Genomic DNA, 22,811 nt, shown 5'->3' with positions numbered 1-22,811 from the left:
GTTCACCGCTCCGACACATGGTCAGGACAGCACCGGAATAAGATAAATGAATTGCACAAGAAAATACCTGGGCATTGCCGCCTTGATCATCATTTCCCTACTAGCGTTTTCTCTGGGGTGCTTTTTTATAAAGAAGCAAGATACAGAAAAGACTACGGCCGGTGCGGTGGCGGGAGGTGATGCAAGGATCATCAATGCCAACTCAAACGGCAACGATCCTACTGTATCGATGAATCCATATCCGGCGTCGTCACCGATACACGGTGAGTTCAATGAATTCCGCAATTGGGTGCTGAATAACAAGAAACTGGCGGCTCTTAGCGACTCGGCAGGTCCCGGTCATCTGTTGAGGCTGTCCGGCCAGCTAGCAGTAAAGGGATTGCCTCGACTATCCACTGATCTACTTGAGCAGCGACTGTCCGCTGTCACCAGGATATTGCCATCGCTGGACACCCATATGTGCAGCACGTTTCTAAAAGGCGGACTCAACGCCATGGAGTTCACGGTCCAAGCTTCTTCAGTCATGGAATCGTTTAGCGACGACGAAGCGAAAGCATGGTTCGCTATTAACAAAGCTGCCATTGAGGCACAACTGGATGGGTCGCCGCTTATCGTGCTGTCAACTGAAGACGCAACGCGGGGCGTTCTAAAAATCGCAAGATCGATGTATGAGCCGGAATCCACGGCATTTATTTCCGGGTTGACTAGCTTGAAGACAGCGAACGATGAGGATGCTTGCGCGACAGTTCGAACACTCTACTCCAAAGGGAACGCTCTGCCCGAGCCTTATCGGGGATATATGGCAAGGATGCTTCTCACAGGAAAAGAGGGCAACGAGAAATTCTAATATATATTTATATAAGTAAAACCCCAATTAAAAGTAGCGATGCTTTGATTAAATTTTAAATGACTTTAAGCGAGACTGCCGCGTAATGATAACCTATTCAATACCTGACTATCTTGGCCCCTATTTCGATACCGCTGCGTCGATTGCTGGCATCGCCCAGACAGCGGTCGGGGGTGACATGACAGGGACAGCCGTGGGCATTGGCACCGTAATTGCTGGTGCCAAAGCAACTCTCACCGACAGCACAACTCTAGGGACGCTTAACTCAATAGTCGGCACGGGTTATGGGATTGCGACGGCGTTCGACAAACTCGGGAAGCAGATTGACACAGTGTCCGGTTCGCTGACTGCATACAACGAGGCAGTAGCGTCTGGTAATCAGGGTTCAATAAGCGCTGCTGGCCTAGCAGTGACAAGTTCCGTATCGACCGTGGTCAACACCATTGGGTCAGTGATCGCGGGTGTTGCTGGTGCGCTAGCGGCGGCTGGTCCGGCCGGATCGGCAGCGTTGGCTCCCCTTGCCAGTCTCGGCCTGGCGATTTCGGCTGCGGCGGGATTGTTGGCGATGACCGCAAGTAACGCCGTTACAGACGCAGTAAAAGCAGCCGCACGCGATATTAATCAGCTACTCAACAACATTGATTCACAGCTGGGTACAGGCTCGCCGGATTCCGGTCAGACGGGAGCGCCTGGTGCTGGTGGGACCGGGCCAGAATCCGGTGCTGGCGGCGCCGCAATGGGCAAATATCAGGAAACGTATCCCCTAATCAGCCCACTTGTCCTCGACCTGACTGGTTCGGGAATCAACCTGACTCCGCTGAACACAAGTTCTCCGTACTTCGACTTAACCAACAATGGTTTCGCCCGCCAAACCGGCTGGGTTGGTGCCGGTATGGGATTGCTTTGTTTCGATCCGAACGACCAGAACATCACGAATATCACCCAGCTATTCGGCAACGAAACGACTGACGGATTCGATATCCTGCGTAAGCTCGACGCCAATCATGACAATGTTATCGACGCATCCGATCCCGAATTCGCAAGCCTGCGGGTGTGGGTCGATGCCAACGGGAACGGTGCTTCCGATTCAGGTGAACTCTACACACTCAGTCAGCTCGGCATCGTTTCTATCAACCTGAATGCCACTGAGGTAAATGAGACGATCGCAGGCAACAAAATAAGTTCGATTAGCAGTTATACGCTGGCGGACGGCACCACTCGCGAAATTGTCGATGCATGGTTCGCCAACAGCACGATGAACACCAAACCGCTTACGCCAGTCGATGTGACAGCAACTGCGGCGGCGCTCCCTCAATTGGCAGGCGCAGGGATATTGCGCGACCTGCGCTCGGCCATGACGCTCGATCCAGATTTGCAGAATCTCGTGCAGATCTTTGTGAAGCAACCGCCTGGCACCAGCCCCTCCAGCTTGGAGTCGGCTGCGCAAGCGATTCTTTTCCAGTGGGCGGGGGTTACTCAAGTGGCGCCCACGTCGCGTGGTGGCTCGATTGACGCACGGCAACTTAGCTTCGTAGAACAGTACCTGGGCCGGCCGTTCAATACAACCGGTGACGGTGCCAACCCGGGAATCAGGGCGGCTGCCTACTTGCAACAATCCTGGAATGATCTGTACGACGCGGCGTTGGCACGCCTCGTCTTGCAATCGCCTCTGGGTGCGAGCATGGCGCCCGAATTCAGGTACGACGCCGCCACCGATACGGTCCAGGCGACTGCTACGTTCGCACCGGCACTAGCCGCAGCCTTCCAGCGTCTCGGCACGATTAACGCCGCAAATCTTGCTTCGTGGGATCTGCTGTTACGCGTCGCAGACGCAGCGCGATTTGACATGGGGATGTCCAACTCGGTGTTCGAGAAATACGTTGCCGCTGCGACGAACGACACCGTCGCATCGATTGCGAACGCCATTGCCTCGGGCCTCCAGATCAGCATCGACGGATCGGGGCGCATCCAGGAAACCGGCAGCACGATCTATCACGATTTCTATGCTGGTCCGGGAGTTAGTGTGCTGATCGGTGAGCGCGCTGGCAACGACCCAAGCATCCAGTTGCCGGGTCACGATGTATTCCACTACTCCGCCGGTGATGGCGTCGTGGAAATTCGCGAAAGTGACCCAAACTCCAGCGCGGCTGCCAACACACTGAGCTTCGGTTCGGGGATCGACCCCTCATCGATCAAAGCCAGGGTCCTGAGCAACGGCGACATGGTGCTGACCGACGGCGTCACAGGCGACCAGATTACGCTGGTAGGGGAACTACGCGACAGCGGCGGGGGCGTCCAGTTTGTGCAGTTTGCAGATGGCACAACATGGACGAGGTATCAGTTGATTCAGGTTGCCGCACTCTGTGGAACATCGGGTAATGACAAGCTCTACGGGACTGCCAGCGCGGAAGTATTCGATGGCAAAGGCGGCAACGATTATGTCCAGGGCGGTGGCGGTGGAGATACGTTCATCTTCAACGCGGGGTACGGAAAACTGGAAATTTACGAATCGGACAAGAGCAACAGTCCCTACAACGTTCTTCAGCTTGGCCCTGGAATCAACAAATCGTCGGTCACGGTACGGGGGACAAGCAGTGGCAATCTGGTGCTAACGGACGGTATCGCGGGGGATCAGATCACCCTGGACTCGGCAATGCTCTTTGATTCAATGGGAGTGCAGGCGGTACGGTTCTCTGACAACACAATCTGGACGCGTCAGCAGCTAATTCAGATGGCCACTACGGGCACGGCGGGTAATGACACGCTCTATGGAACTGGCAACGCCGAGGTATTCGACGGAAAGGGCGGCAATGACTACGTCGTGGGTGGCGGCGGTGGCGATACGTTCATCTTTAATGCGGGCTACGGAAAACTTGAGATTAGTGAATATGATTCCGCCAGCGCGCCGCATAACGTGCTCCAACTGGGTACGGGAATCAGTGCGTCATCAGTCGCGGTGAGGAGCACGGGCAATTCCGGCATTGTGCTGACGGACGGCATCGCGGGCGACCAGATCACGCTGGATTCGTTTATGAGCGGCAGATCCTGGGGAGTGCAAGAGGTGCAATTCGCCGATGGGACGACATGGAACAGACAGCAACTGCTCCAGATGGCGGCAACCGGTACGGCGGGCGACGACAAAATCTATGGAGCATCCAACGGGCTAGTATTCGACGGCAAGGGCGGCAATGACTATATCCAGAGTCAAGGCGGTGGCGACACGTTCATCTTCAATGCGGGCTACGGGAAACTGGAGATTTCGGAACTGGACTCAAGCAAGACGCCCCATAACGTGCTGCAACTGGGTGCGGGAATCAGCGCGTCATCAGTCACGGTGAAGACCACGAGCAATTCCGGCATTGTGCTGACGGATGGCATCGCGGGTGACCAGATCACGCTGGATTCGTTTATGAACGGCAGCGCTTGGGGGGTGCAAGAGGTGCAGTTTGCCGATGGCACGACATGGAACAGGCAGCAACTGCTCCAAATGGCGACTGGCACGGTGAGCCTCGCCGATCGGCAAGTCAACAACCTGATTGCGGGCATGGCATTTTACGGCGCGCAATCGGCTGCTAATTCGCAGACGCTGGCTGCGATCCAGCAGCAACCGCAAGCGATGCTCGCGGCCAACCTGTACTAACACTTCCTTCATCTGCTGTTCAGGCATCCGCGGTGCTTTGCGTCACGGATGCCCGCGTGTCTATCCGCGGCATAGTTCTCCATGCTGTAACTGACTCGCAAGTGCCGTACCGAAAAAGTCAATAATCCTTGAACGCTCCTGAATTCAACCAGTCGGTGCCTTCCGCGTCCGACCCAGCTTCTGATACTGCTCCCCACGACAAGCCCGTTCACGATCCGGCACTAGCATGCCTTGTCGTCATCGCGCGATTTCATGGCGTTGCCGCAGACGCTGCGCAGTTACGTCATGCCGCGGCGCGCAGCAATGAGCGCTTCGACAGTGACGCGCTCGTTCTGGGCGCTCGCTCGATTGGTTTGAAGGCGTCGCCAGCGCCGCTGCGAATCGACCGGCTTGATCGCACGCCTTTGCCCGCACTTGCTTTTGACAAGGACGGCAAGCATTTCATCATTGCGCGCTGCGACGGCAAGACGGTCTTTGTTCTTGAAGCGGAGGCTCTCGCTCCTACTGTGATGCCACTCGACACGCTGGCGGTCCGTACGACTGGCCGGATGCTGCTATTCACATCGAGAGCCTCGCTGGCCGGTGAACTCGCGCGGTTCGATTTTTCGTGGTTCATTCCGGCGATCATCAAATACCGGCGACTATTGCTGGAAGTGCTCGGCGTGTCGCTGGTCCTGCAGATCTTCGGGCTCGTCTCGCCACTGATGTTTCAGGTAGTGATGGACAAGGTGCTCGTGAACCGCGCCTACAACACCCTTATCGTTGTTGGCATTGCGCTTTTCGTCAGCTCCACTTTCGAGGTGCTTCTCACGGGTCTGCGCAACTTCACTTTCTCGCACACCACCAACCGGATCGACGTGGAACTGGGCGCGCGTCTGTTCCGCCATCTGGTGGCACTGCCGTTACCCTATTTTGCGGCCCGGCGCGTGGGCGATACCGTAGCTCGCGTACGAGAACTGGAGAACATCCGAAACTTCCTGACAGGTCAGGCGCTGACTGCCGTTATCGATCTTGTGTTCTCGTTCGTTTTCATCGGAGTGATGTGCCTCTACAGCGTGTGGCTCACGCTCATCGTCGTCGCGTCGTTGCCGCTCTACGCCGTCATTTCAGCCACGCTTGTGCCCGCTTTGCGTCGGCGTCTGAACGAGAAATTCGCACGCGGCGCGGACAACCAGTCGTTTCTGGTCGAAACCGTTTCCAGCATCGAAACGGTCAAGGCAATGGCCGTCGAGCCGCAGTTCATCAAAAGATGGGAAACGCAACTCGCGGCCTACGTCGCATCGGGCTTCCGCGTGACGACGCTTGGAAATGTGGGCCAGCAGCTTATCCAGTTTGTCGGCAAGCTGGTCACGCTCGCGACGCTGCTGCTGGGCGCGAAGCTGGTCATTGACGGTCGGCTGACTGTCGGGCAACTGATTGCGTTCAACATGATGTCGCAGCACGTCGCCTCGCCGATCCTGCGTCTTGCCCAGCTATGGCAGGATTTCCAGCAGATTGGCATCTCAATGGGACGACTGGGCGACATTCTCAACACGCGAAATGAATTGCCGCATAGCCGGCAGGCACTGCCTGCGGTGCATGGCGACATCCGGTTTGAGAATATCCGTTTCCGGTACCGGGCGGACGGCCCACCGATTCTCAATGACATATCCCTGGACGTGCGCGCGGGCGAAGTGATTGGCATTGTTGGCCGTTCAGGCTCTGGCAAGAGCACACTCACGAAGCTGCTGCAGAGACTTTACTTGCCTGAGCAGGGCACTGTACGCATCGACGGCATCGACCTTGCTCTCGCCGATCCTGCGTGGTTGCGCCGACAGGTGGGCGTTGTACTGCAGGAGAACGCGCTCTTTAACCGTACGGTCCGCGAGAACATTGCGCTAACCGATCCAGGCGCGCCACTTGAACTTGTGATGCGGGCCGCAAAACTGGCCGGCGCGCATGATTTCATCTGCGAACTGCCGCAGGCCTACGACACGCCTGTCGAAGAGCACGGCGGCAATCTGTCAGGCGGCCAGCGCCAGCGACTGGCGATTGCACGGGCGCTGCTCACCAATCCACGCATCCTGATCTTCGACGAGGCGACCAGCGCGCTCGACTTCGAAACCGAGCGCGTTATCCAGAACAACATGCGAGCCATCTGCGCGGGACGAACCGTGATCATCATCGCCCACCGCCTGAGCGCCGTGCGTCATGCGACGCAGATCATCGCGATGGACAAGGGGCGGATTGTGGAGCGTGGGACACACGACGCGCTGCTCGCGCATGGCGGCTATTACGCCCACCTTATTTCTCTGCAGAACAGTTGATGATGCGTTTCCATCTGCAGGCATTCGCTGATCTGATGCGTCGGTACGCGAGTATATGGCGGGCCGGGTGGTCAATCCGCGACCAGCTTGATGCTCCCGAAAAGCTCAGTTACGAACTGGCTTTCCAGCCGGCCCAGCTCGAACTGGTTGAAACACCTGTTCATCCTGCGCCTCGGTGGGCAATGCGCATTCTGGTGATCCTGTCAGTGCTGATCCTGCTGATCGGCATCATTGGTCGGCTTGATATCGTCGTGACGGCAAAGGGCAAGTTTGTTCCCAACGAGCGCGTCAAGATCATCCAGCCGGCGATAACCGGCGTGGTGCGGCAGATTCTGGTTCGTGACAGTCAGCGCGTCAATGCGGGACAGGCATTGCTGGTCCTGGACGCGACACAGGCAGCGGCTGACGCGGACAAGGCCCGTTCATCGCGGATCGATGCAGCACTCGCGTCCGCCAGGGCGGCCGCACTGCTGGATGCGGTCAAAACCGGGCACGTCCCGCCACTGGTTGCCGTGGATGGCGCATCGTCCGAGCAACAGGTCCAGGCGCAGAATTTCGCCGAAGGGCTTTACCGAGAATACGCGGACAAGCTCGCCGCGTCGCAAGCCGAGCTTCTTAAGCGGGAAGCCGAACTCTCGACGACCCGACAGCAAGTGGCCAAACTGCGTGCAACTGCGCCACTGGCGCGTAGCGCAGCCGAGGATTACCGTGCGTTGGCACGCGACCAATACGTCGCGCAGCATGACTATCTCGGCAAGGAGCAGGCCGCGCTCGAACAGGAGCATGAACTCGCCGCGCAGCAGAGTCACGCTCGCGAACTTGCCGCTTCTGTAGCGGAACAGCAGGCGGCGATCCAGGTAACAACCTCGCAATTCTCTCGGGAGCAGCTTGATGCACTCGAGAAGGCAAAACAGCAGTTTGCGCAGAACCGCGCTGACGAAACCAAGGCCGTGACGCGACAGGAACTGATGACACTTTACGCACCGGTTTCGGGAACGGTCGAGCAACTGGCCGTACATACGCTCGGCGGAGTTGTCACAACGGCACAATCGATCATGGAGATCGTGCCGGACGACGCGGTGGAAGTCGAAGCAAGCATTGAGAACAAGGACGTGGGCTTCGTCAATGTCGGGCAGGACGCCATCGTCAAGATCGAAGCGTTCCCGTATACCCGGTACGGTTACCTGATCGGCAAGATCACGTCAGTATCGAACGACGCAATGCAGGACAGGAACCGGAAGCTGGGCCTGACGTTTACGGCGCGCATTCGGCTGCCGACCAATCAGATGCAGATCAATAACAAATCAATCAATCTCACTCCGGGCATGGAGGTGACGGCGGAAATCAGGACCGGGCGGCGCAGTGTTGCCGGATATTTCCTTGATCCGCTGATGCAGACAACCGGGGAGAGCCTGCGTGAACGTTGAACGGGTCAATGGCAAGGGGCCCGGTTACGCTCGCACGCTGAGGACGGCGCTGTGGCTATCGGTATTGGGCGCCACTCCGGGTATCGCGGGAGCAGTCGATGTGTTCGGCACCGACGCCTTAGTCTCCCGAACACCTGCGAACGCGTTTTCAGATATTGACGCCGCGCATCCCTGTCAGTTCGGGCCGCTGGAGGCGCCGCTTCTTCTGGCGGAGGCGGTGAATCGCGCCTTGTGCGGAAACCCGAAAACGCGGGAAGCCTGGGCGAATGTAAAGGTGCAGGCCGCGGCGGTTGGCGTGGCAAAGTCAGCCTATCTGCCGAACTTGACGGCCAACCTGCAGGACGTGCGCGAAGACTCCGTGACGGACGTGAAAGGTTATCCGCGCCTGAGCTCAGCGAACCGCTCGACGGTTTTTTCCGGCTCGGTCTCGGCGAACTGGGTGCTGTACGACTTTGGTGGCAGGAAGGCTGCGCTTGCAAATGCACAGGCTTTGCTCGCGGCTGCGCGGGCCAACCAGGATGCCGCTCTGCAGACCGCCTTTTCCACTGTGGCAACAGACTACTACGCAGCGCAGGCGGCAACCGGCAAGCTGGCCCTGACGAAGGAAACGGAAAGTATCGCGCGTGACAGCTTTGTCGCGGCGTCGACACGCGTGACCCGCGGCGTCGCAGCGATTTCCGACCAGTTGCAGGCTCAGACTTCATATGCGCAGGCGACGTTCAACCGGGCGAAGGCCGAAGGCGACTTGCATGCCGCTCTCGGCACGCTCGCCTTTGACATGAGCCTCAGCCCGGATCAACCAATCAAGATGCCGGACGCTGAAGATGGCGTGGTGCCAGACCAGGATTTCACAGCGTCGGTCGCCGGGATGATCGAGCAAGCGCAAAGCGCCCACCCGGTTATCGCTGCCGCCAGGGCGAAGCTTGACGCGGCAATGGCGAGCGAGCAGCAGACACGTGCCGAAGGGTTGCCCAACTTCAGTCTGATCGCGAAGTACAGCCAGAACAACCAGCCCGCCAGTCTGGGGCTGGGCCAGCCTCAATTGGCCGCGACAGGGCACGACTGGTATGTTGGCGTACAGGTGCAGATCCCGTTGTTCGAAGGGTTGAGCCGGACGTACAAGGTGCGTGGAGCACATGCTCAAGTGGAGGTCCAGGAGAACACGCTCGATGAAGCTCGCCAGCAGGTCGGGCTCGATGTCTGGAAAAGCTATCAGGTACTGCAGACGAACATACAGAATGTGGGGAACACGGCTACGTTGAAGTGGATTGCGCAGCGGTCATTTGACGTCGCAAACCATCGGTACACGGCGGGTGTGGGAAACATTCTGGAACTGCTGAACGCACAGAAGTCGCTTTCGGAGGCAAAGCAGCAACGCATCCAGGCGCTAACAGACTGGCGCGCGGCGCGGCTTCAGTTAGCCGCGAAGATGGGACGCCTGGATGCCGGAGATCTGCGTACGGAACAGGTTCCACAGCAATAGTCAGGTGCGTGCCACGGGGAGCGCGCGGTTTGCAGCCGCACTGAACTGGGGGGCTATCGTAACCGCATCGGAGGCCCCTTTGCTTGCGTAGGAGCATGCAGATCGAGGCACTCCGCCTACACGCGCGCCTCCTACTTCCTTCCCACCAGATACGTCACACCATTCGGACCGTAATGCTCTGCATGCGGTTTGTTCGCGGGCAAGTGAAAGACGTCGCCGACTTTATATGCCTGCTCCGTGTCGCCCACGCGTATGTGCAACTCGCCGTCCAGAATCAACGCCTTCGCCTCGAAGGGATGCTCGTGTACGTCCATCGTGATGTTCGCCTCCCGCGTCACAACGACGGCCTCGGGGAAGCCTTCTTTCGTCAGGCTTTCAGTGAATGCTTTGCGGTCCATGGCGCCCTCAGCGGCTAGCAGTTGCGAAGATTTACTGTAACGCTATCCGCCAATTCGTGCAGCGCGCAGCCCTGTGTTATGCCGGTGCCGTTACACCTGAGCCGACCTTCCTGCGCGTTCTCGTGCGCGGCGCCACTGATTCACCCAACCCTTTCCTGCGGCGCGCAGCATTCAATTCCGCTTCCTCCGCATCGGCCATCACGACTGAGATCTTTCCTCGCTCGATGTTCGCCTCGGTTTCGTACTGCTGTGCCGTACGCTCCAGCAACTCCGCAAGCAACATCTGGTCGCGACGGTCGCAATGATTCATCGCGATACCTTTGCGCAGCGTCCGCGCCAGCATAGCCAGCGATGAAAGTCGTTCCACATACGTGCGGGTTGCTTCCAGTACCTCGCCGGCAAGTCGCTTATATTCAGCGGGCTTCACCGAAAGACGAGGGTTCATGAATGGAGCTTCAGCGGGTTTGTTCATGGCGCGATTTCCGGTTGATTCTCGAAATCGCCCGACACTCGCTGCAAACGGGTGGGCGGGCACGTAGCGAGGTTGACAGGCCGGCGCTAGCTCAAACCGGCGAGCCTTGCGGCTCCCTCGCTACGGCCCACCCGTTGAAAGGGCGTGCAGAAGCTCACACACTGCCTGCGGAACAGGTCGTGCGGGAGCCAGCATTCAGGCTGTCAAACCCGGCTGTCGAAAGCGCTTCAACAGCAGACGAAAGTATAAGCGCGCCACTTTCTTAAAATTCACTTTGCTAAGCTAACTATCTAGATTTGGCTAATCGGCCTAAGGCCGTTCTAATTTTCTTTCGCCGTAATAGACCGGAGCAACTGAGCTTCGATCAGGCAACCCAACAAAGCAGCCACCAAACCGAAGCCTGTCCATCATCACCTTGCTTTAATTCACCACCAACACCGGCGCCACAGCCGCCGGGTCACTAATACTCGGCCGGCCATTCTCAACGTGCCCAGCCAGACGAACCGAGAAGCTGGCGTCGTCGTTACTCGTCACCGTCAAGTCGTACCAGTGGTGGCTCGACGCCAGCACCCAGGCTTCTTCGATGTGCGCGCCCGCCGGCACCAGCACCGGACGCGTGCGCGCTCCATACGCGTTGTCCGTCACCGTCAGGCGGGCAATACCGCCGCCCTTGTTGCTGAACTTGATAAACACATTGCCGTTCGCAACGTCGTATTGCACCTTGATTTCCGGCTGGGCGGGTTTGTTGTTGCCATGTCCGCCAAAGGCTGCCTGCGCAGTCTGCGCCGTCGCCGTCTGCGTATTACCCGCAAACTTACGCACGAAACCATTCGGCCCAAACACTTCAAACGCGTACACACCGTTCGTCGTCGTCAGATCGAAGCTCTCGTTGAGCGACTTGCCGGCTTCGACGGTATAGCGCCACGGACCATCCGTGCGATTCGTCGAGTACACGTAGAAATGCGCGCCTTGATTGCCGCTATTGGCAAACGCGATGTCAAACGTGTTCTTCTTCACGTCCGCGTGACCGTTCACGTGCAACTCGTACGGCAACGCACGGGCGAAACGGATGCCGCTTTCCTGCGGGTCGAATGCCACTGGCGTGGTGGGCACCGTGGGCTTCGGCTGCGACGAGCACTCGTTGGCGATCTGCTGGTAGTTGCTCGTGTCCGGGAGCGCAGGTACGGAGGAGTCCGGCGTGCGGAAGTCAAATGCGGTGGTCAGGTCGCCGCACACGGCACGGCGCCATGCGGTGATGTTCGGCTCATAGACGCCAAAACGCGTTTCGATGAAGCGAATCGCCGAGGTGTGATCGAACACCTGCGAGCACACAAAACCTCCCTTGCTCCACGGCGACACGATCGTCATCGGTACGCGCGGGCCGAGGCCATACGGCAAACCGTCCGCGGTGTAGCTGCCGCCACGGCCGGGATTCACCACGTTGTGAATCTCACCGTCGGTGCTGACGGTCGACTGTCCCTGGGCCGGCGTCGTCGCCGGTTGCGGCGGCACGAGGTGATCGAAGAAGCCGTCGTTCTCGTCGTACATGATGAACAGCACGGTCTTGCTCCACACTTCGGGATTCGACGTCAGCGCATCGAGAATCTGCGACGTGTATTCCGCGCCGTATGCGGGCGTATAGCTCGGGTGCTCGGAGTACGCAGCCGGCGGGCACAACCACGACACCTGCGGCAGATTGCCCGCGAGCACGTCGTTCTTCAGGTCCGCAATCGTGCGCACCGTCTGCGCGCGCTCGTACAAGGCGCTGCCCGGCTGCGCGTTGATGAAATTCGCGAAGTTCTGCAGCACGTTTGTGCCGTAGTTGCCGTTCAACGGATCGGCGCCGGTCAGACCCTGCTGATACACCTGCCACGTAATCCCCGCGGCTTGCAGGCGTTCCGGATACGTGGTCCACGAGAGCAGCTGATAAGCCGGCGGACCGTCGTTGTCGACGAAATCGTTGTTGTCGAGCAGCGGGCCGCCCATGGTGCCGGTCGGATCGACCATGCCGGTCATCAGGTACGACCGGTTCGGGTGCGTCGGTCCCGGCAGCGAGCAGAAATAGGCATCGCACACGGTGAACGCATCGGCCAGTGCATAGTGGAACGGGATGTCGCTACGCAGGTAGTAGCCCATCGTCATGTCCGTCTTGTACTGGGGCCACTGGTTGTACGCTCCGTTGTTCATCGCGTAGTGCGTCGGGTACCACGAGTGGTCGAGGTCGCCGATACATTGCGCACTGGTTGTCGCTGTGTTCAGATGGAACGGCAGCACCGGTTGCGCGGCGTTCTCCTTCGACGGCTGGTACCACACGGGTCGCTTGCCACCCGGCAGCGGAATCGGGAAGCGGTCGTTGTAACCACGTACGCCGCGCATATGGCCGAAGTAGTGGTCGAACGAACGGTTCTCCTGCATGAACACGACGATGTGCTCGACATCGCGGATCGTGCCGGTGCGCGAAAACGCGGGCACGGCGAGCGCATTGCGAATGGACTCGGGCAGCGCGGTCAGCGCGGCGGCAGCGCCGGCGGATGAAGCCACGGTCTGCAGGAAACGGCGACGGCTATTTGATGTCATCGAATATCACCTTCTGCGGGTGGGGAAAGAATAGCGCGCCTCGAGCGCGCCGGTGGAGTCGGATCAGTTGCTGTTGGCGTTGTCGCCCGGTGCGTAATGCATCACGGGCGTGACTTGCTGGCTGTCGGCAGCGAGGCTCGCTTGCATGTTTTGTGTGATCGGATCGGACGCAGCGGCAGGGTCGGCTGCGAGTGGCGCTGATGCGTTGAGCATTGCCGCTGCTGGGGCCGTCGTGGCGCTTTGCGCGACAGCGTTGTTCTCGGCGGTTGGCGATGAAGACGTCGAGGCCGAGCCGGAGTCATCGGCGCCACAACCGCCCAACGCGAAAGTTGCGAGTGCAACGAAGGCGGCGCTGGCAAGGCGAGTGTTTGTTCTCATGTCTGCATCCAATTTATAGCGGCGGATGCAGTCTCCATTCCTTTCGAGAAATAATTGTGAAACGTTTGCGAGTGGATAGACTTAGGCCGCAATGTCGGCTATTAGAAAGGAGTTGGAAAGCAATAAGCAGGAGAATGGTCACGTTAGCGCCACACGGCTGAAGCCCTGGCACACCGAACGATTTGCGCTTCGCATACTTTGGCAGGTCCATGACACGCATCGAAAGACCTTTCGACATCACGCGTCTCGAAGATGAATGGCTCGAGGCTGACGGCTTCGGCGGCTTCGCTTCGGGAACTGTCGGCACGCTGCGCACGCGCCGCTATCAGGCCTTGCTGCTCACGGCCATGCGCGCGCCTGGCGGGCGCGTGGTGCTTGTGAACGGGGTGGAAGCGTGGCTCGAAGCGAACGGCCAGCGTTACCCGCTAAGCATGCAGCGATACATGCCGGACGTGATCTATCCCGACCCGACGGCGAGCCTTCTCGTGTTCGATACCGACCCGTGGCCGACATGGCGTTTTCAACTCGATCCGCACGTGACGCTGATAGCGGAAGTGTTCGTGAGCAAGGTGACGCGCGAAACGGTTTTGCGTTGGCGGCTGGAAGGCGCAGTAGCGGCTTCTGGCGCAGGCGCGTTCAACCTGAAAGTCCGCCCCTTGCTCTCCGGGCGCGATTACCATGCACTGCACCACGAAAACTCCGCGTTCAATTTCAACGCGCAGATAAGCAGCGATCAGGCGTGCGTGAATTGGCAACCTTATGGCGACCTGCCGGTCATCAGTGCGGCGACCAATGGCGCCTACACGCACGCACCGGATTGGTATCGGAACTTCTGCTACGTTCGCGAGCGCGAGCGTGGCCTCGACTTCAGCGAAGACCTCGCTACGCCAGGCGTGTTCAGCTTCAATCTCGCCGACGGCGAAGCGGTGATGATCCTCAGCGCGTCGATCGCGTCCTCGGCGGCGGTGCCGGCAAGTACCAAACCAGCCGCCTCCCACGCAACGGAACTCGCACACATCGAACAGCAGCGCCGCAGCGCACTCGGCTCACGCCTGCACCGTTCCGCCGATGCCTACCTCGTAGCCCGTAACGAAGGCCGCACGATCCTCGCCGGCTTTCCCTGGTTCACCGATTGGGGCCGCGACACGTTCATCGCCATGCGCGGCTTGCTGATCGCAACGGAGCGCCTCGACGAAGCCGAAGCGATCCTGCTTGAATGGTCGGGCACCTTGTCCGAAGGCATGCTGCCGAATCGCTTTCCCGACTACGGCGACACCCCGGAATACAACTCCGTCGATGCATCGCTATGGTTCGCCATCGCCGTTCACGACTATCTGGCAACGAACCACGCAAAAGCCGACACCCGAACACGGTTGCAGCAGGCGGTCGAGACCATCCTCACGGGCTACACGAACGGCACGCGCTTCAACATCAAAGCCTCTACCGACGACAACCTGCTGAGCGCCGGCGTACCCGGCGTGCAACTCACGTGGATGGACGCAAAGGTCGGCGACTGGGTGGTCACGCCACGCATCGGCAAACCCGTGGAAGTGCAGGCGCTCTGGATCAACGCATTGCGCATTGCAGCAACGTGGAATCGGCAATGGCAGCAAGCTGCGGACCGAGCGCTGCAAGCGTTTCGTGAACGTTTTACCGATCCGTCGACGCAAGCGCTCGTCGATAACGTCGACGTGGATTTCGTGAAAGGCGCCGTTGACCGCTCGATCCGCCCAAATCAGATCTTTGCCGTAGGTGGCCTGCCATTTCCCTTACTCGAAGGCGCGGCGGCGCGCGCGGTGGTCGATCAGGTCGAAGCGCAATTGCTCACGCCGCTTGGCCTCAGAACACTCGCCCCGTCCGATCCTGCCTACCGCGGACACTACGGCGGCACGCCGCTGGAGCGCGATGGTGCCTATCATCAGGGGACAGTTTGGCCATGGCTGCTAGGCGCATTCGTCGAAGCCTGGCTGCGGGTCCACGGCGCAGAGCCGGATGCCCGTACCCAAGCCAAAGCGCGCTTTCTCGACCCGCTGTACGCGCATCTTGATCACGCGGGCTTCGACCATCTCTCCGAAATCGCCGACGGCGACGCGCCGCACACGCCCGCCGGCACGCCGTTTCAGGCGTGGTCGCTGGGGGAGTTGCTGCGCCTCGAAACCCTGCTTGCCCGATTGGAGTCCATCGCCCCTTAAACCGCGCTACGATGTGAGTCCCACCGCCAGGCCCGACGCAAGGACGTAGTCATGCCACCGCTGCGCGCTGCCAATCTGCTCGACACGATCGAAGGTTCCCGCCTGCACTCCGCCGACTGTGCCCATTGGCAACGCTGGGGGCCGTATCTCAGCGAGCGTCAGTGGGGCACGGTCCGCGAGGATTACAGCGCGGACGGCACCGCCTGGGATTCTTTCCCCCACGACCACGCACGCAGCCGCGCTTACCGTTGGGGCGAAGACGGCATCGCCGGTTTCGGCGACGACAAACTCAGCTGGTGCGTGTCGCTCGCGTTGTGGAACCGCAAAGACCCGATCCTGAAGGAACGTCTGTTCGGCCTCACCAATGCGCAGGGCAATCACGGCGAGGACGTGAAGGAGCTGTACTTCTACGTCGACGGCACGCCCACGCATTCGTACATGCGGATGCTCTACAAGTACCCGCATGCGGCCTTTCCGTACGACGACCTCGTGCAGGAAAACGCGCGACGTGATGGTGACATGCCGGAATACGAAATTCTCGACACCGGTGTGTTCGACGATTGCCGTTACTTCGACGTGCAGGTCGAATACGCGAAGCATGCGCCCGACGACATTCTGATGCGCGTGACGATCGAAAATCGCGCGGACGAGGCAGCTTCGCTCGACGTGCTGCCGCAGATCTGGGCGCGCAATTCGTGGTCGTGGAAGGAGAACAAGGACAAGCCGTCGCTGGTCGCCGGCAAGGACCATAACGGTGATGTCCATTTGATCGGCAAGCAGCATGGCCATGATCCGATCGTCGTGACAGCGTGGTCGAAAGACGCGCCGCAGATGGCGTGGCTGTTCTGCGAGAACGATACCAACGTCAAGCGCCTGTTCAACATGGATGGCGCGGGGCCGTTCAAGGACGGCTTCAACGATTACCTCGTCCACGGCGACGAACAGGCGGTCCGCCGCAACGCCGGCACCAAGGCGGGCGCGCACGCATCGATTGAACTCGGCCCGCATGGCCGCGCCGTGGTGTATATGCGCTGGCGTCCGCAGTCGGCGCCGGATGACGCGCAACTCGACGCGGATGCAGTGTTCGCTCACCGCATCGCCGAGGCCGATGAATTCTATGGCGCACTGCAACACGAGATCACCGATCCCGACGCGCGCCTCGTGCAGCGCCAGGCGCTCGCCGGCATGCTGTGGTCCAAGCAGTACTACCAGTACGACGTGCAACGCTGGCTCGAAGGCGATCCGCTGCAACCCACTCCGCCTGCGTCGCGCAAACGCGGCCGCAATGTGGACTGGCGGCATCTGTGCAACGCGGACATCGTGTCGATGCCCGACAAGTGGGAGTACCCGTGGTACGCGTCATGGGACCTGGCGTTTCATGCGGCCGCATTCGCGCTGATCGATCCCGCGTTTGCCAAGCGGCAATTGTTGCTGCTGGTGAAAGACCGTTATCAGCATCCGAATGGCCAACTGCCGGCCTACGAGTGGGCGCTCGGCGACGCGAATCCGCCCGTGCATGCCTGGGCGGCGTGGCGCGTCTATGAAATCGACCGCGCGCTGACCGGCAAGGCGGATCGGGATTTTCTGGAACTCGTGTTTCACAAGCTTTTGCTGAACTTCACGTGGTGGGTGAACCGCAAGGACGCGGATGGCCGTAACGTTTTCCAGGGCGGTTTTCTCGGGTTGGACAACGTCGGTATCTTCGACCGCTCGTCGCCGCTGCCGACGGGCGGTCACATCGATCAGTCCGACGGCACTGCTTGGATGGCGGCATACGCGCTCGACCTGATGCGGATCGCGCTTGAACTCGCGTATGCGAACCACGTGTTCGTCGACATCGGCGTGAAGTTTTTCGAGCACTTCCTGTATATCGCCGAGGCCGTGAGTTGCGACGACGGTTGCGATACCGGTCTATGGGACAGCGAAGACGAATTCTTCTACGACAAATTGCGCCTGCCCGACGGCAGCAATATTCCGATGCGCCTGCGCTCGATCGTCGGCCTGATTCCGCTTTTCGCCGTGCATGTGCTTGAAGAACGTTTGCATGGTCACTTGCCGGGTCTGCGCGAGCGGCTCGTCTGGTTCCTCGAGCATCGCCCCGATCTGGCGAAGCTGGTTTCGCGCTGGAACGAGCCTGGCAAGGGCAATGCGTTACTGCTCTCGCTTCTGCGCGGGCATCGGATGAAAGCGTTGCTGCGCCGGGCGCTCGACGAAAGCGAATTTCTCTCCGATCACGGCGTGCGGGCGCTGTCGCGATTCCATCGCGACCATCCGTTCGAGTTCAACCACAACGGCACCAGCGTGACGGTCAAGTATCTGCCGGCCGAGTCCGACACCCGCGTGTTCGGCGGCAATTCGAACTGGCGCGGACCGGTGTGGATGCCGGTGAACTATCTGCTGATTGAATCGCTGTACGAATTTCATCGCTACTACGGCGATGGCTTCCGCGTCGAATATCCAACCGGCTCAGGGCAGAAGTTTTCGCTCAGCGAAATCGGCGACGAACTGGCGCGCCGCGCGACCACTCTGTTCCTGAAGGACAACAACGGCGAACGTCCGGTGATGGGTGCATATCCGCTATTGCAGGCTGACCCGCGGTCGCGCGATCTCGTGCTGTTCCATGAGTATTTCCACGGCGACAACGGACGCGGTGTGGGTGCTTCGCATCAAACCGGCTGGAGCGGCCTGGTGGCGCTGCTGCTGCAACCGAGGGCGATGGGCGCATCCGGCAATGTGCCCTTGGCTGGCGAACCGGATCGGGCGCCGATCCCCACGTCGACTTCGGCGCCGGCTCCCGCCTGCCCAACTGAGTCCGCGCCCGAACCTGCGCCCGCGCTGGTAACGGCGGTAACCAAGTAGCTTCCATAAGCGAATCCCATGTCGACTACTCCGAACACCCCAACTTCCGCCGCTCGTGAACCCAGTTGCAAAGTCAGCGCGGGTCCGCATGACGCGCCATCGTCGCCGGCCGGCAAACGGCCTGCGCCGCCTTGCACGCTGGTGATCTTCGGCGCGGGCGGTGACCTGACCAAACGCTTGCTGATGCCCGCGCTGTACAACCTCGCAGTGGACGGTCTGCTCGATGGCGGCATGAAGATCATCGGCGTGAATCACGGCGAACGCGAGACGAGCGTATGGCGCGAAGACTTGCATAAGTCGCTGCAACAGTTCGCCGCCGACAAGGCCAGCACGTTCCACGCCGGCAAGCTCGACGACAAAGCGTGGGACTGGGTCGCGCAACGGCTCGAATACATGGCCGGTGAATTCGAAACCGACGACACGTTCGCGAAGCTCAAGCAAAAGCTCGATCAATCGCCGGGTGGCAACGTGATTTTCTACCTGGCGGTCACTGCGCGTTTCTTCAAGCCGATCGTCGAGCATCTCGGCAAAGCGGGTTTGCTGAAAGAAGGTGAGGGCGATGCGGGCGGCTTCCGCCGCATCGTGATCGAGAAGCCATTCGGCACCGATCTCGCTTCGGCGCGCGATCTGAACGCGCACATTCTGTCGTACGCGGACGAGTCGCAGGTGTATCGCATCGATCACTTTCTCGGCAAGGACACCGTGCAGAGCATTCTCGCGGTGCGCTTTGCGAATGCGTTGTTCGAGCCGATCTGGCGGCGCGAATATATCGACAGCGTGCAGATCACCGCGGCCGAAACGATCGGCGTGGAGGGACGCGGCAAGTTTTACGAGCAGACCGGCGCGTTCCGCGACATGCTGCCGAACCACCTGTTCCAACTGCTCGGCATGGTCGCAATGGAACCGCCCAATTCGTTCGACGCCGAAGCCGTGCGCGACAAGAAGGCCGAAATCTCCGACGCGATCCAGCCGTTGACTGCTGACGACGTCGTCTTCGGTCAATACGAAAGGGGTCCGGCGGGCATCGGCTATCGCGAGGAACCGGACGTCGCACCGGACAGCACGACCGAAACCTACGCCGCCGCCCGCGTGTATGTGGAGAACTGGCGCTGGGCGGGTGTGCCGTTCTATCTGCGCACCGGTAAGCGGCTCGCTGCGCGCCGTACGGAGATCTCGGTGCAACTGAAGCCGGTCCCGTTCCGTCTGTTCCGCGATACGCCGGTCGACGCGCTCACGCCGAATGTGCTGACCTTGCGCATCGATCCCGCGCACGGCACGAGTTTCGATTTCAATGTGAAGACGCCAGGGCCGGTGATGCAGATCGGCGCGGTGCAGTCGTCGTTCGACTACGCGGACTTCTTCGCCGAACGGGCCAACGTCGGCTACGAGACCTTGCTGTACGACTGCATGCTGGGTGACGAGACGCTGTTCCAGCGCGCCGACAGCATCGAAACGAGCTGGTGCGCGGTGGACGACGTGCTGCACCCGAAAACCGGCGGCGCGATTCCGGTGCATGGTTACGCAGCCGGCAGCGAGGGGCCTGCCGAAGCAGACGCACTGCTCGCACGCGACGGCCACGCATGGCGTCCTTTGAAGCAGGATGCAGTCGAAAAGAAGTAATTCCATGAGGCGCACCAACACAATCGGGGGACACCGTGGCCACACGTAAGACGAAAGTAAAAAGCAGTACCGAGCGGATTCTGGCGATCGATGTCGGTGGCACCGGCTTGAAAGCCGCGATCATCGATGCGGACGGTAAGATGAAAACCGACCGTCTGCGTGTGCCGACGCCGCATCCGTGCACGCCGGATCAACTGGTGGATGCGCTGGTGAAGCTGGTCGAGCCGCTAGTCGAAAAAGAGCCGCCCACACTGATGTCAATTGGCTTCCCGGGCGTGGTGCGCAACAACCGCATTCTGACGGCGCCGCATTTTGGCGTCGAAGGCTGGCATGATATTCCGCTCGCGGATTCGCTGGCGCAGCGCCTCGGCGGTCTGCCGGTGCGCATGATCAACGACGCGGAGATGCAGGGCTTTGCCGCGATCGAAGGTCATGGGATCGAGCTCGTACTGACGCTTGGCACGGGCGCGGGCACGGCGCTGTTCCGCGATGGCGAGTTGATGCCTCACCTCGAGCTCGCACATCATCCGGTCAGCAAGAAGGGGGCGGCGTACGACGAATACATCGGCGACGCGGCGCGCGAGAAGGCGGGAAACAAGCGCTGGAATCGCCGGGTCGAGAAGATAATCGGCATTCTCAATTCGCTGGTGAACTACGACAAGCTGTGGATCGGCGGTGGCAACGCGGCGCGGCTGACGTTCAAGTTGCCCGCGAACGTCGCAACTGTTTCGAACGATGCTGGGATCGAAGGCGGCGCGCGCTTGTGGCACCCGAAGTCACTGCGTGAGACGCGGCAGTTGCCGGAGGCGAATGAGCGGACGGGCCGGTTCAAGTGAGGCGCGATTTACGGATGAATTCGTAGCGTGTCGACGGAATAAAGCGACCGATCGATACGTTTGTCACCGGTGGCCGTGACACGCGTTTGTTGCGGCACGACCTCTTTCAGCTTAGCTAACTTATACCCGGGGAAGCCAACAATGATTCGAAGCCATACCGCTGGCGTTGCACGACGCCTGTTATTTGCCAGCATGTGCGCCGCGCTGACTTTTGCTGCAGTGAATGTCCGCGCGGCCGATGCATTTGCGTTGTCGTCGCCGGGTTTGGCCGACGGCGGCACGCTGGATTCGAGCCATGCGGCGAGCGCGAATAATTGCGGTGGCGGAAATGTGTCGCCGGCCTTGCAATGGCGGAACACGCCTGCCGGCACGAAGAGTTACGCCATTACTATTTTCGATCCGGACGGCGCGAAGGGTCTGGGCATTGTCCATTGGGTGATGTATGGCGTTGCGCCGTCGGCGACCGGGCTTGGTGCAGGCGTGACGCCGGCCGGTAGCGTGGCCGGCACGAACCGGACGGGTGGCCCTGGCTATTACGGACCCTGCCCGCCGGTTGGGGACATCCCGCATCACTACGTTGCGCAGGTTTATGCGCTTGATTTAGCGCCGGACGCATTGCCGGCAGGATTGACGCGCGACGCGTTGCTGGCGGCGATGAAGGACCATGTGCTCGCTGCGGCGAGTACGGTGCTTCGATACGGACGGTAAATTCTGTGCCTTCGATGGCGGCGGGCCGGCAACCGGCGCCGCCGTCAAAGGCATCCCACTACCTAGCCGCATCACCCCATCGATATTCGTGACTCACCTCATCAAGCTGTGTCTTAACCTGTGCATCGAGCACAAGCTCCGAAGTCGATAGCGTGTCGCTCAACTGCTCGGCGCTACTGGCGCCAATAATCGCGGACGTAATGAGCGGATTCGCCAGCACCCACGCGAGAGAAATCCGAGTCAAAGATTCGCCCGTCGGCGCGGCGATCGCCTTCAGTTTCTCGATCGTTTCGAACTCACGCTGATGCCAGTACCGCTCCTGATAGACGGCTCCCGCTTTCCCGACGGTTTCGGTGAATCGCCCGGATGTGGGCGCAGCATCCACCCGATGCTTACCAGTCAGCAAACCACCTGCCAGCGGGTTATAGGGCATCACGGCTAGTTGCTCTTCATCCGCCAAGGGCAACAATTCTCGCTCGATCTGCCGGAACAACAGGTTATAGCGGGGCTGCACCGAGACAAACCGAGCCACGCGCAGCACATCGGCGCGACCCAGCGCCCGCGCCAGCCGATACGCCAGGAAATTCGACACGCCGATATACCGCGCCTTGCCGGATCGCACGATCACGTCCAGTGCTTCGAGCGTCTCGTCGAACGGGGTGTTCGCGTCGTCGGAATGGAGCTGGTACAGGTCCACGTAGTCCGTGCCGAGCCGCCGCAGCGATGCATCGATCGCATCCAGCAGATGTTTGCGCGACGCGCCTTGATCCCAGGCCGACGGCCCCATTTTGCCCACCGCCTTTGTCGCCAGAATGAAGCGGTCGCGTTTGCCCTTCAGCCACCGTCCGACGATCTCCTCCGTGCGTCCAGCAATACTTTCACCGGCGCCGAGCGGATAAACGTCGGCGGTATCAATGAAGTTCACGCCGGCGTCCGCCGCCGTGTCGAGAATTCGCCGCGAAACGTCTTCTTCAGTCTGCAGGCCAAAGGTCATCGTGCCGAGACACAGGCGCGAAACGGTCAGGCCGGTGCGGCCGAATTTGCGGTATTGCATGGTCAACTCCGAAG

15 protein-coding genes are annotated in these 22,811 nt (G+C 60.1%); 10 read left to right on the top strand and 5 right to left on the bottom strand.

Going from position 1 to position 22,811, the window contains the following annotated elements:
• Positions 1-46: 46 nt before the first annotated feature.
• The 5 genes from M0D66_RS03960 to M0D66_RS03940 all read left to right on the top strand — a co-directional run bounded on the left by M0D66_RS03960 (position 47) and on the right by M0D66_RS03940 (position 9,703).
• Positions 47-847 (top strand): hypothetical protein, encoded by an 801-nt coding sequence (locus M0D66_RS03960; protein WP_266209075.1) that lies wholly within the window; start codon positions 47-49, stop codon positions 845-847.
• An 85-nt stretch (positions 848-932) separates the two neighbouring features.
• Positions 933-4,487 (top strand): calcium-binding protein, encoded by a 3,555-nt coding sequence (locus M0D66_RS03955; protein WP_266209074.1) that lies wholly within the window; start codon positions 933-935, stop codon positions 4,485-4,487.
• Positions 4,488-4,642: 155 nt separating this feature from the next.
• Positions 4,643-6,793: a type I secretion system permease/ATPase gene (locus tag M0D66_RS03950; protein ID WP_266209148.1), complete on the top strand. Its 2,151-nt coding sequence runs from the start codon at positions 4,643-4,645 to the stop codon at positions 6,791-6,793.
• Positions 6,793-8,220: an HlyD family type I secretion periplasmic adaptor subunit gene (locus tag M0D66_RS03945; protein ID WP_266209073.1), complete on the top strand. Its 1,428-nt coding sequence runs from the start codon at positions 6,793-6,795 to the stop codon at positions 8,218-8,220. The genes M0D66_RS03950 and M0D66_RS03945 overlap by 1 nt, the downstream gene beginning before the upstream one ends.
• Complete coding sequence (locus M0D66_RS03940) at positions 8,210-9,703, top strand: TolC family protein (protein ID WP_266209072.1); 1,494 nt, start codon at positions 8,210-8,212, stop codon at positions 9,701-9,703. Before M0D66_RS03945 ends, M0D66_RS03940 begins: the two co-directional genes overlap by 11 nt.
• 131 nt (positions 9,704-9,834) lie before the next feature.
• Here the strand turns inward: M0D66_RS03940 and M0D66_RS03935 are convergent, their stop codons facing one another.
• From M0D66_RS03935 to M0D66_RS03920, 4 genes are all read right to left on the bottom strand, one after another.
• Positions 9,835-10,101, bottom strand: coding sequence for a cupin domain-containing protein (locus tag M0D66_RS03935; protein WP_266209071.1), 267 nt, complete (start codon positions 10,099-10,101; stop codon positions 9,835-9,837).
• A gap of 76 nt (positions 10,102-10,177) precedes the next feature.
• Positions 10,178-10,573 carry a hypothetical protein gene (locus M0D66_RS03930; RefSeq protein ID WP_200561044.1) on the bottom strand — a complete coding sequence of 132 codons (396 nt, stop codon included), beginning with the start codon at positions 10,571-10,573 and terminating at the stop codon, positions 10,178-10,180.
• 420 nt (positions 10,574-10,993) lie between these two features.
• A complete protein-coding gene (locus M0D66_RS03925) occupies positions 10,994-13,150 on the bottom strand; it encodes a phosphocholine-specific phospholipase C (protein WP_266209068.1) in 2,157 nt (718 codons plus the stop codon).
• Positions 13,151-13,213: 63 nt separating this feature from the next.
• The gene (locus tag M0D66_RS03920; protein ID WP_266209066.1) at positions 13,214-13,528 is read right to left on the bottom strand and encodes a hypothetical protein; all 315 of its coding nucleotides are present in this window, start codon (positions 13,526-13,528) and stop codon (positions 13,214-13,216) included.
• A gap of 209 nt (positions 13,529-13,737) precedes the next feature.
• Between M0D66_RS03920 and M0D66_RS03915 the strand changes: the two genes are divergently transcribed.
• The 5 genes from M0D66_RS03915 (at position 13,738) to M0D66_RS03895 (ending at position 21,743) form a co-directional block, all read left to right on the top strand.
• Positions 13,738-15,720: an amylo-alpha-1,6-glucosidase gene (locus M0D66_RS03915; protein WP_266209065.1), complete on the top strand. Its 1,983-nt coding sequence runs from the start codon at positions 13,738-13,740 to the stop codon at positions 15,718-15,720.
• A gap of 51 nt (positions 15,721-15,771) precedes the next feature.
• Complete coding sequence (locus M0D66_RS03910) at positions 15,772-18,579, top strand: glucosidase (protein ID WP_266209064.1); 2,808 nt, start codon at positions 15,772-15,774, stop codon at positions 18,577-18,579.
• Positions 18,580-18,597: 18 nt separating this feature from the next.
• Entirely contained in the window at positions 18,598-20,199 is a 1,602-nt protein-coding gene (gene zwf, locus M0D66_RS03905) for a glucose-6-phosphate dehydrogenase (protein WP_266209063.1), read from the top strand.
• Between the two features lie 35 nt (positions 20,200-20,234).
• Positions 20,235-21,035: an ROK family protein gene (locus M0D66_RS03900; RefSeq protein WP_266209062.1), complete on the top strand. Its 801-nt coding sequence runs from the start codon at positions 20,235-20,237 to the stop codon at positions 21,033-21,035.
• 141 nt (positions 21,036-21,176) lie between these two features.
• Complete coding sequence (locus M0D66_RS03895; RefSeq protein ID WP_200618695.1) at positions 21,177-21,743, top strand: YbhB/YbcL family Raf kinase inhibitor-like protein; 567 nt, start codon at positions 21,177-21,179, stop codon at positions 21,741-21,743.
• A 58-nt stretch (positions 21,744-21,801) separates the two neighbouring features.
• On the opposite strand, the gene M0D66_RS03890 is transcribed toward M0D66_RS03895, so the two are convergent.
• The gene (locus M0D66_RS03890) at positions 21,802-22,797 is read right to left on the bottom strand and encodes an aldo/keto reductase (RefSeq protein WP_266209147.1); all 996 of its coding nucleotides are present in this window, start codon (positions 22,795-22,797) and stop codon (positions 21,802-21,804) included.
• Between the last annotated feature and the right edge of the window lie 14 nt (positions 22,798-22,811).

This window comes from Paraburkholderia sp. SECH2 (assembly GCF_030464795.1).
GTDB lineage: Bacteria > Pseudomonadota > Gammaproteobacteria > Burkholderiales > Burkholderiaceae > Paraburkholderia > Paraburkholderia aspalathi.
Note: the sequence above shows the minus strand (reverse complement) of the source record. Positions and strands in the feature narration are given on the sequence as shown.

What these genes read in the sequence shown, in the direction of transcription:
- M0D66_RS03915 (WP_266209065.1), top strand. Translation starts at nt 13,738, where the DNA reads ATGACACGCATCGAAAGACCTTTCGACATCACGCGTCTCGAAGATGAA.
- M0D66_RS03930 (WP_200561044.1), bottom strand. Translation starts at nt 10,573, where the DNA reads ATGAACAAACCCGCTGAAGCTCCATTCATGAACCCTCGTCTTTCGGTG.
- M0D66_RS03910 (WP_266209064.1), top strand. Translation starts at nt 15,772, where the DNA reads ATGCCACCGCTGCGCGCTGCCAATCTGCTCGACACGATCGAAGGTTCC.
- M0D66_RS03945 (WP_266209073.1), top strand. Translation starts at nt 6,793, where the DNA reads ATGATGCGTTTCCATCTGCAGGCATTCGCTGATCTGATGCGTCGGTAC.
- M0D66_RS03895 (WP_200618695.1), top strand. Translation starts at nt 21,177, where the DNA reads ATGATTCGAAGCCATACCGCTGGCGTTGCACGACGCCTGTTATTTGCC.
- zwf (WP_266209063.1), top strand. Translation starts at nt 18,598, where the DNA reads ATGTCGACTACTCCGAACACCCCAACTTCCGCCGCTCGTGAACCCAGT.
- M0D66_RS03955 (WP_266209074.1), top strand. Translation starts at nt 933, where the DNA reads ATGATAACCTATTCAATACCTGACTATCTTGGCCCCTATTTCGATACC.
- M0D66_RS03925 (WP_266209068.1), bottom strand. Translation starts at nt 13,150, where the DNA reads ATGACATCAAATAGCCGTCGCCGTTTCCTGCAGACCGTGGCTTCATCC.
- M0D66_RS03935 (WP_266209071.1), bottom strand. Translation starts at nt 10,101, where the DNA reads ATGGACCGCAAAGCATTCACTGAAAGCCTGACGAAAGAAGGCTTCCCC.
- M0D66_RS03960 (WP_266209075.1), top strand. Translation starts at nt 47, where the DNA reads ATGAATTGCACAAGAAAATACCTGGGCATTGCCGCCTTGATCATCATT.
- M0D66_RS03890 (WP_266209147.1), bottom strand. Translation starts at nt 22,797, where the DNA reads ATGCAATACCGCAAATTCGGCCGCACCGGCCTGACCGTTTCGCGCCTG.
- M0D66_RS03920 (WP_266209066.1), bottom strand. Translation starts at nt 13,528, where the DNA reads ATGAGAACAAACACTCGCCTTGCCAGCGCCGCCTTCGTTGCACTCGCA.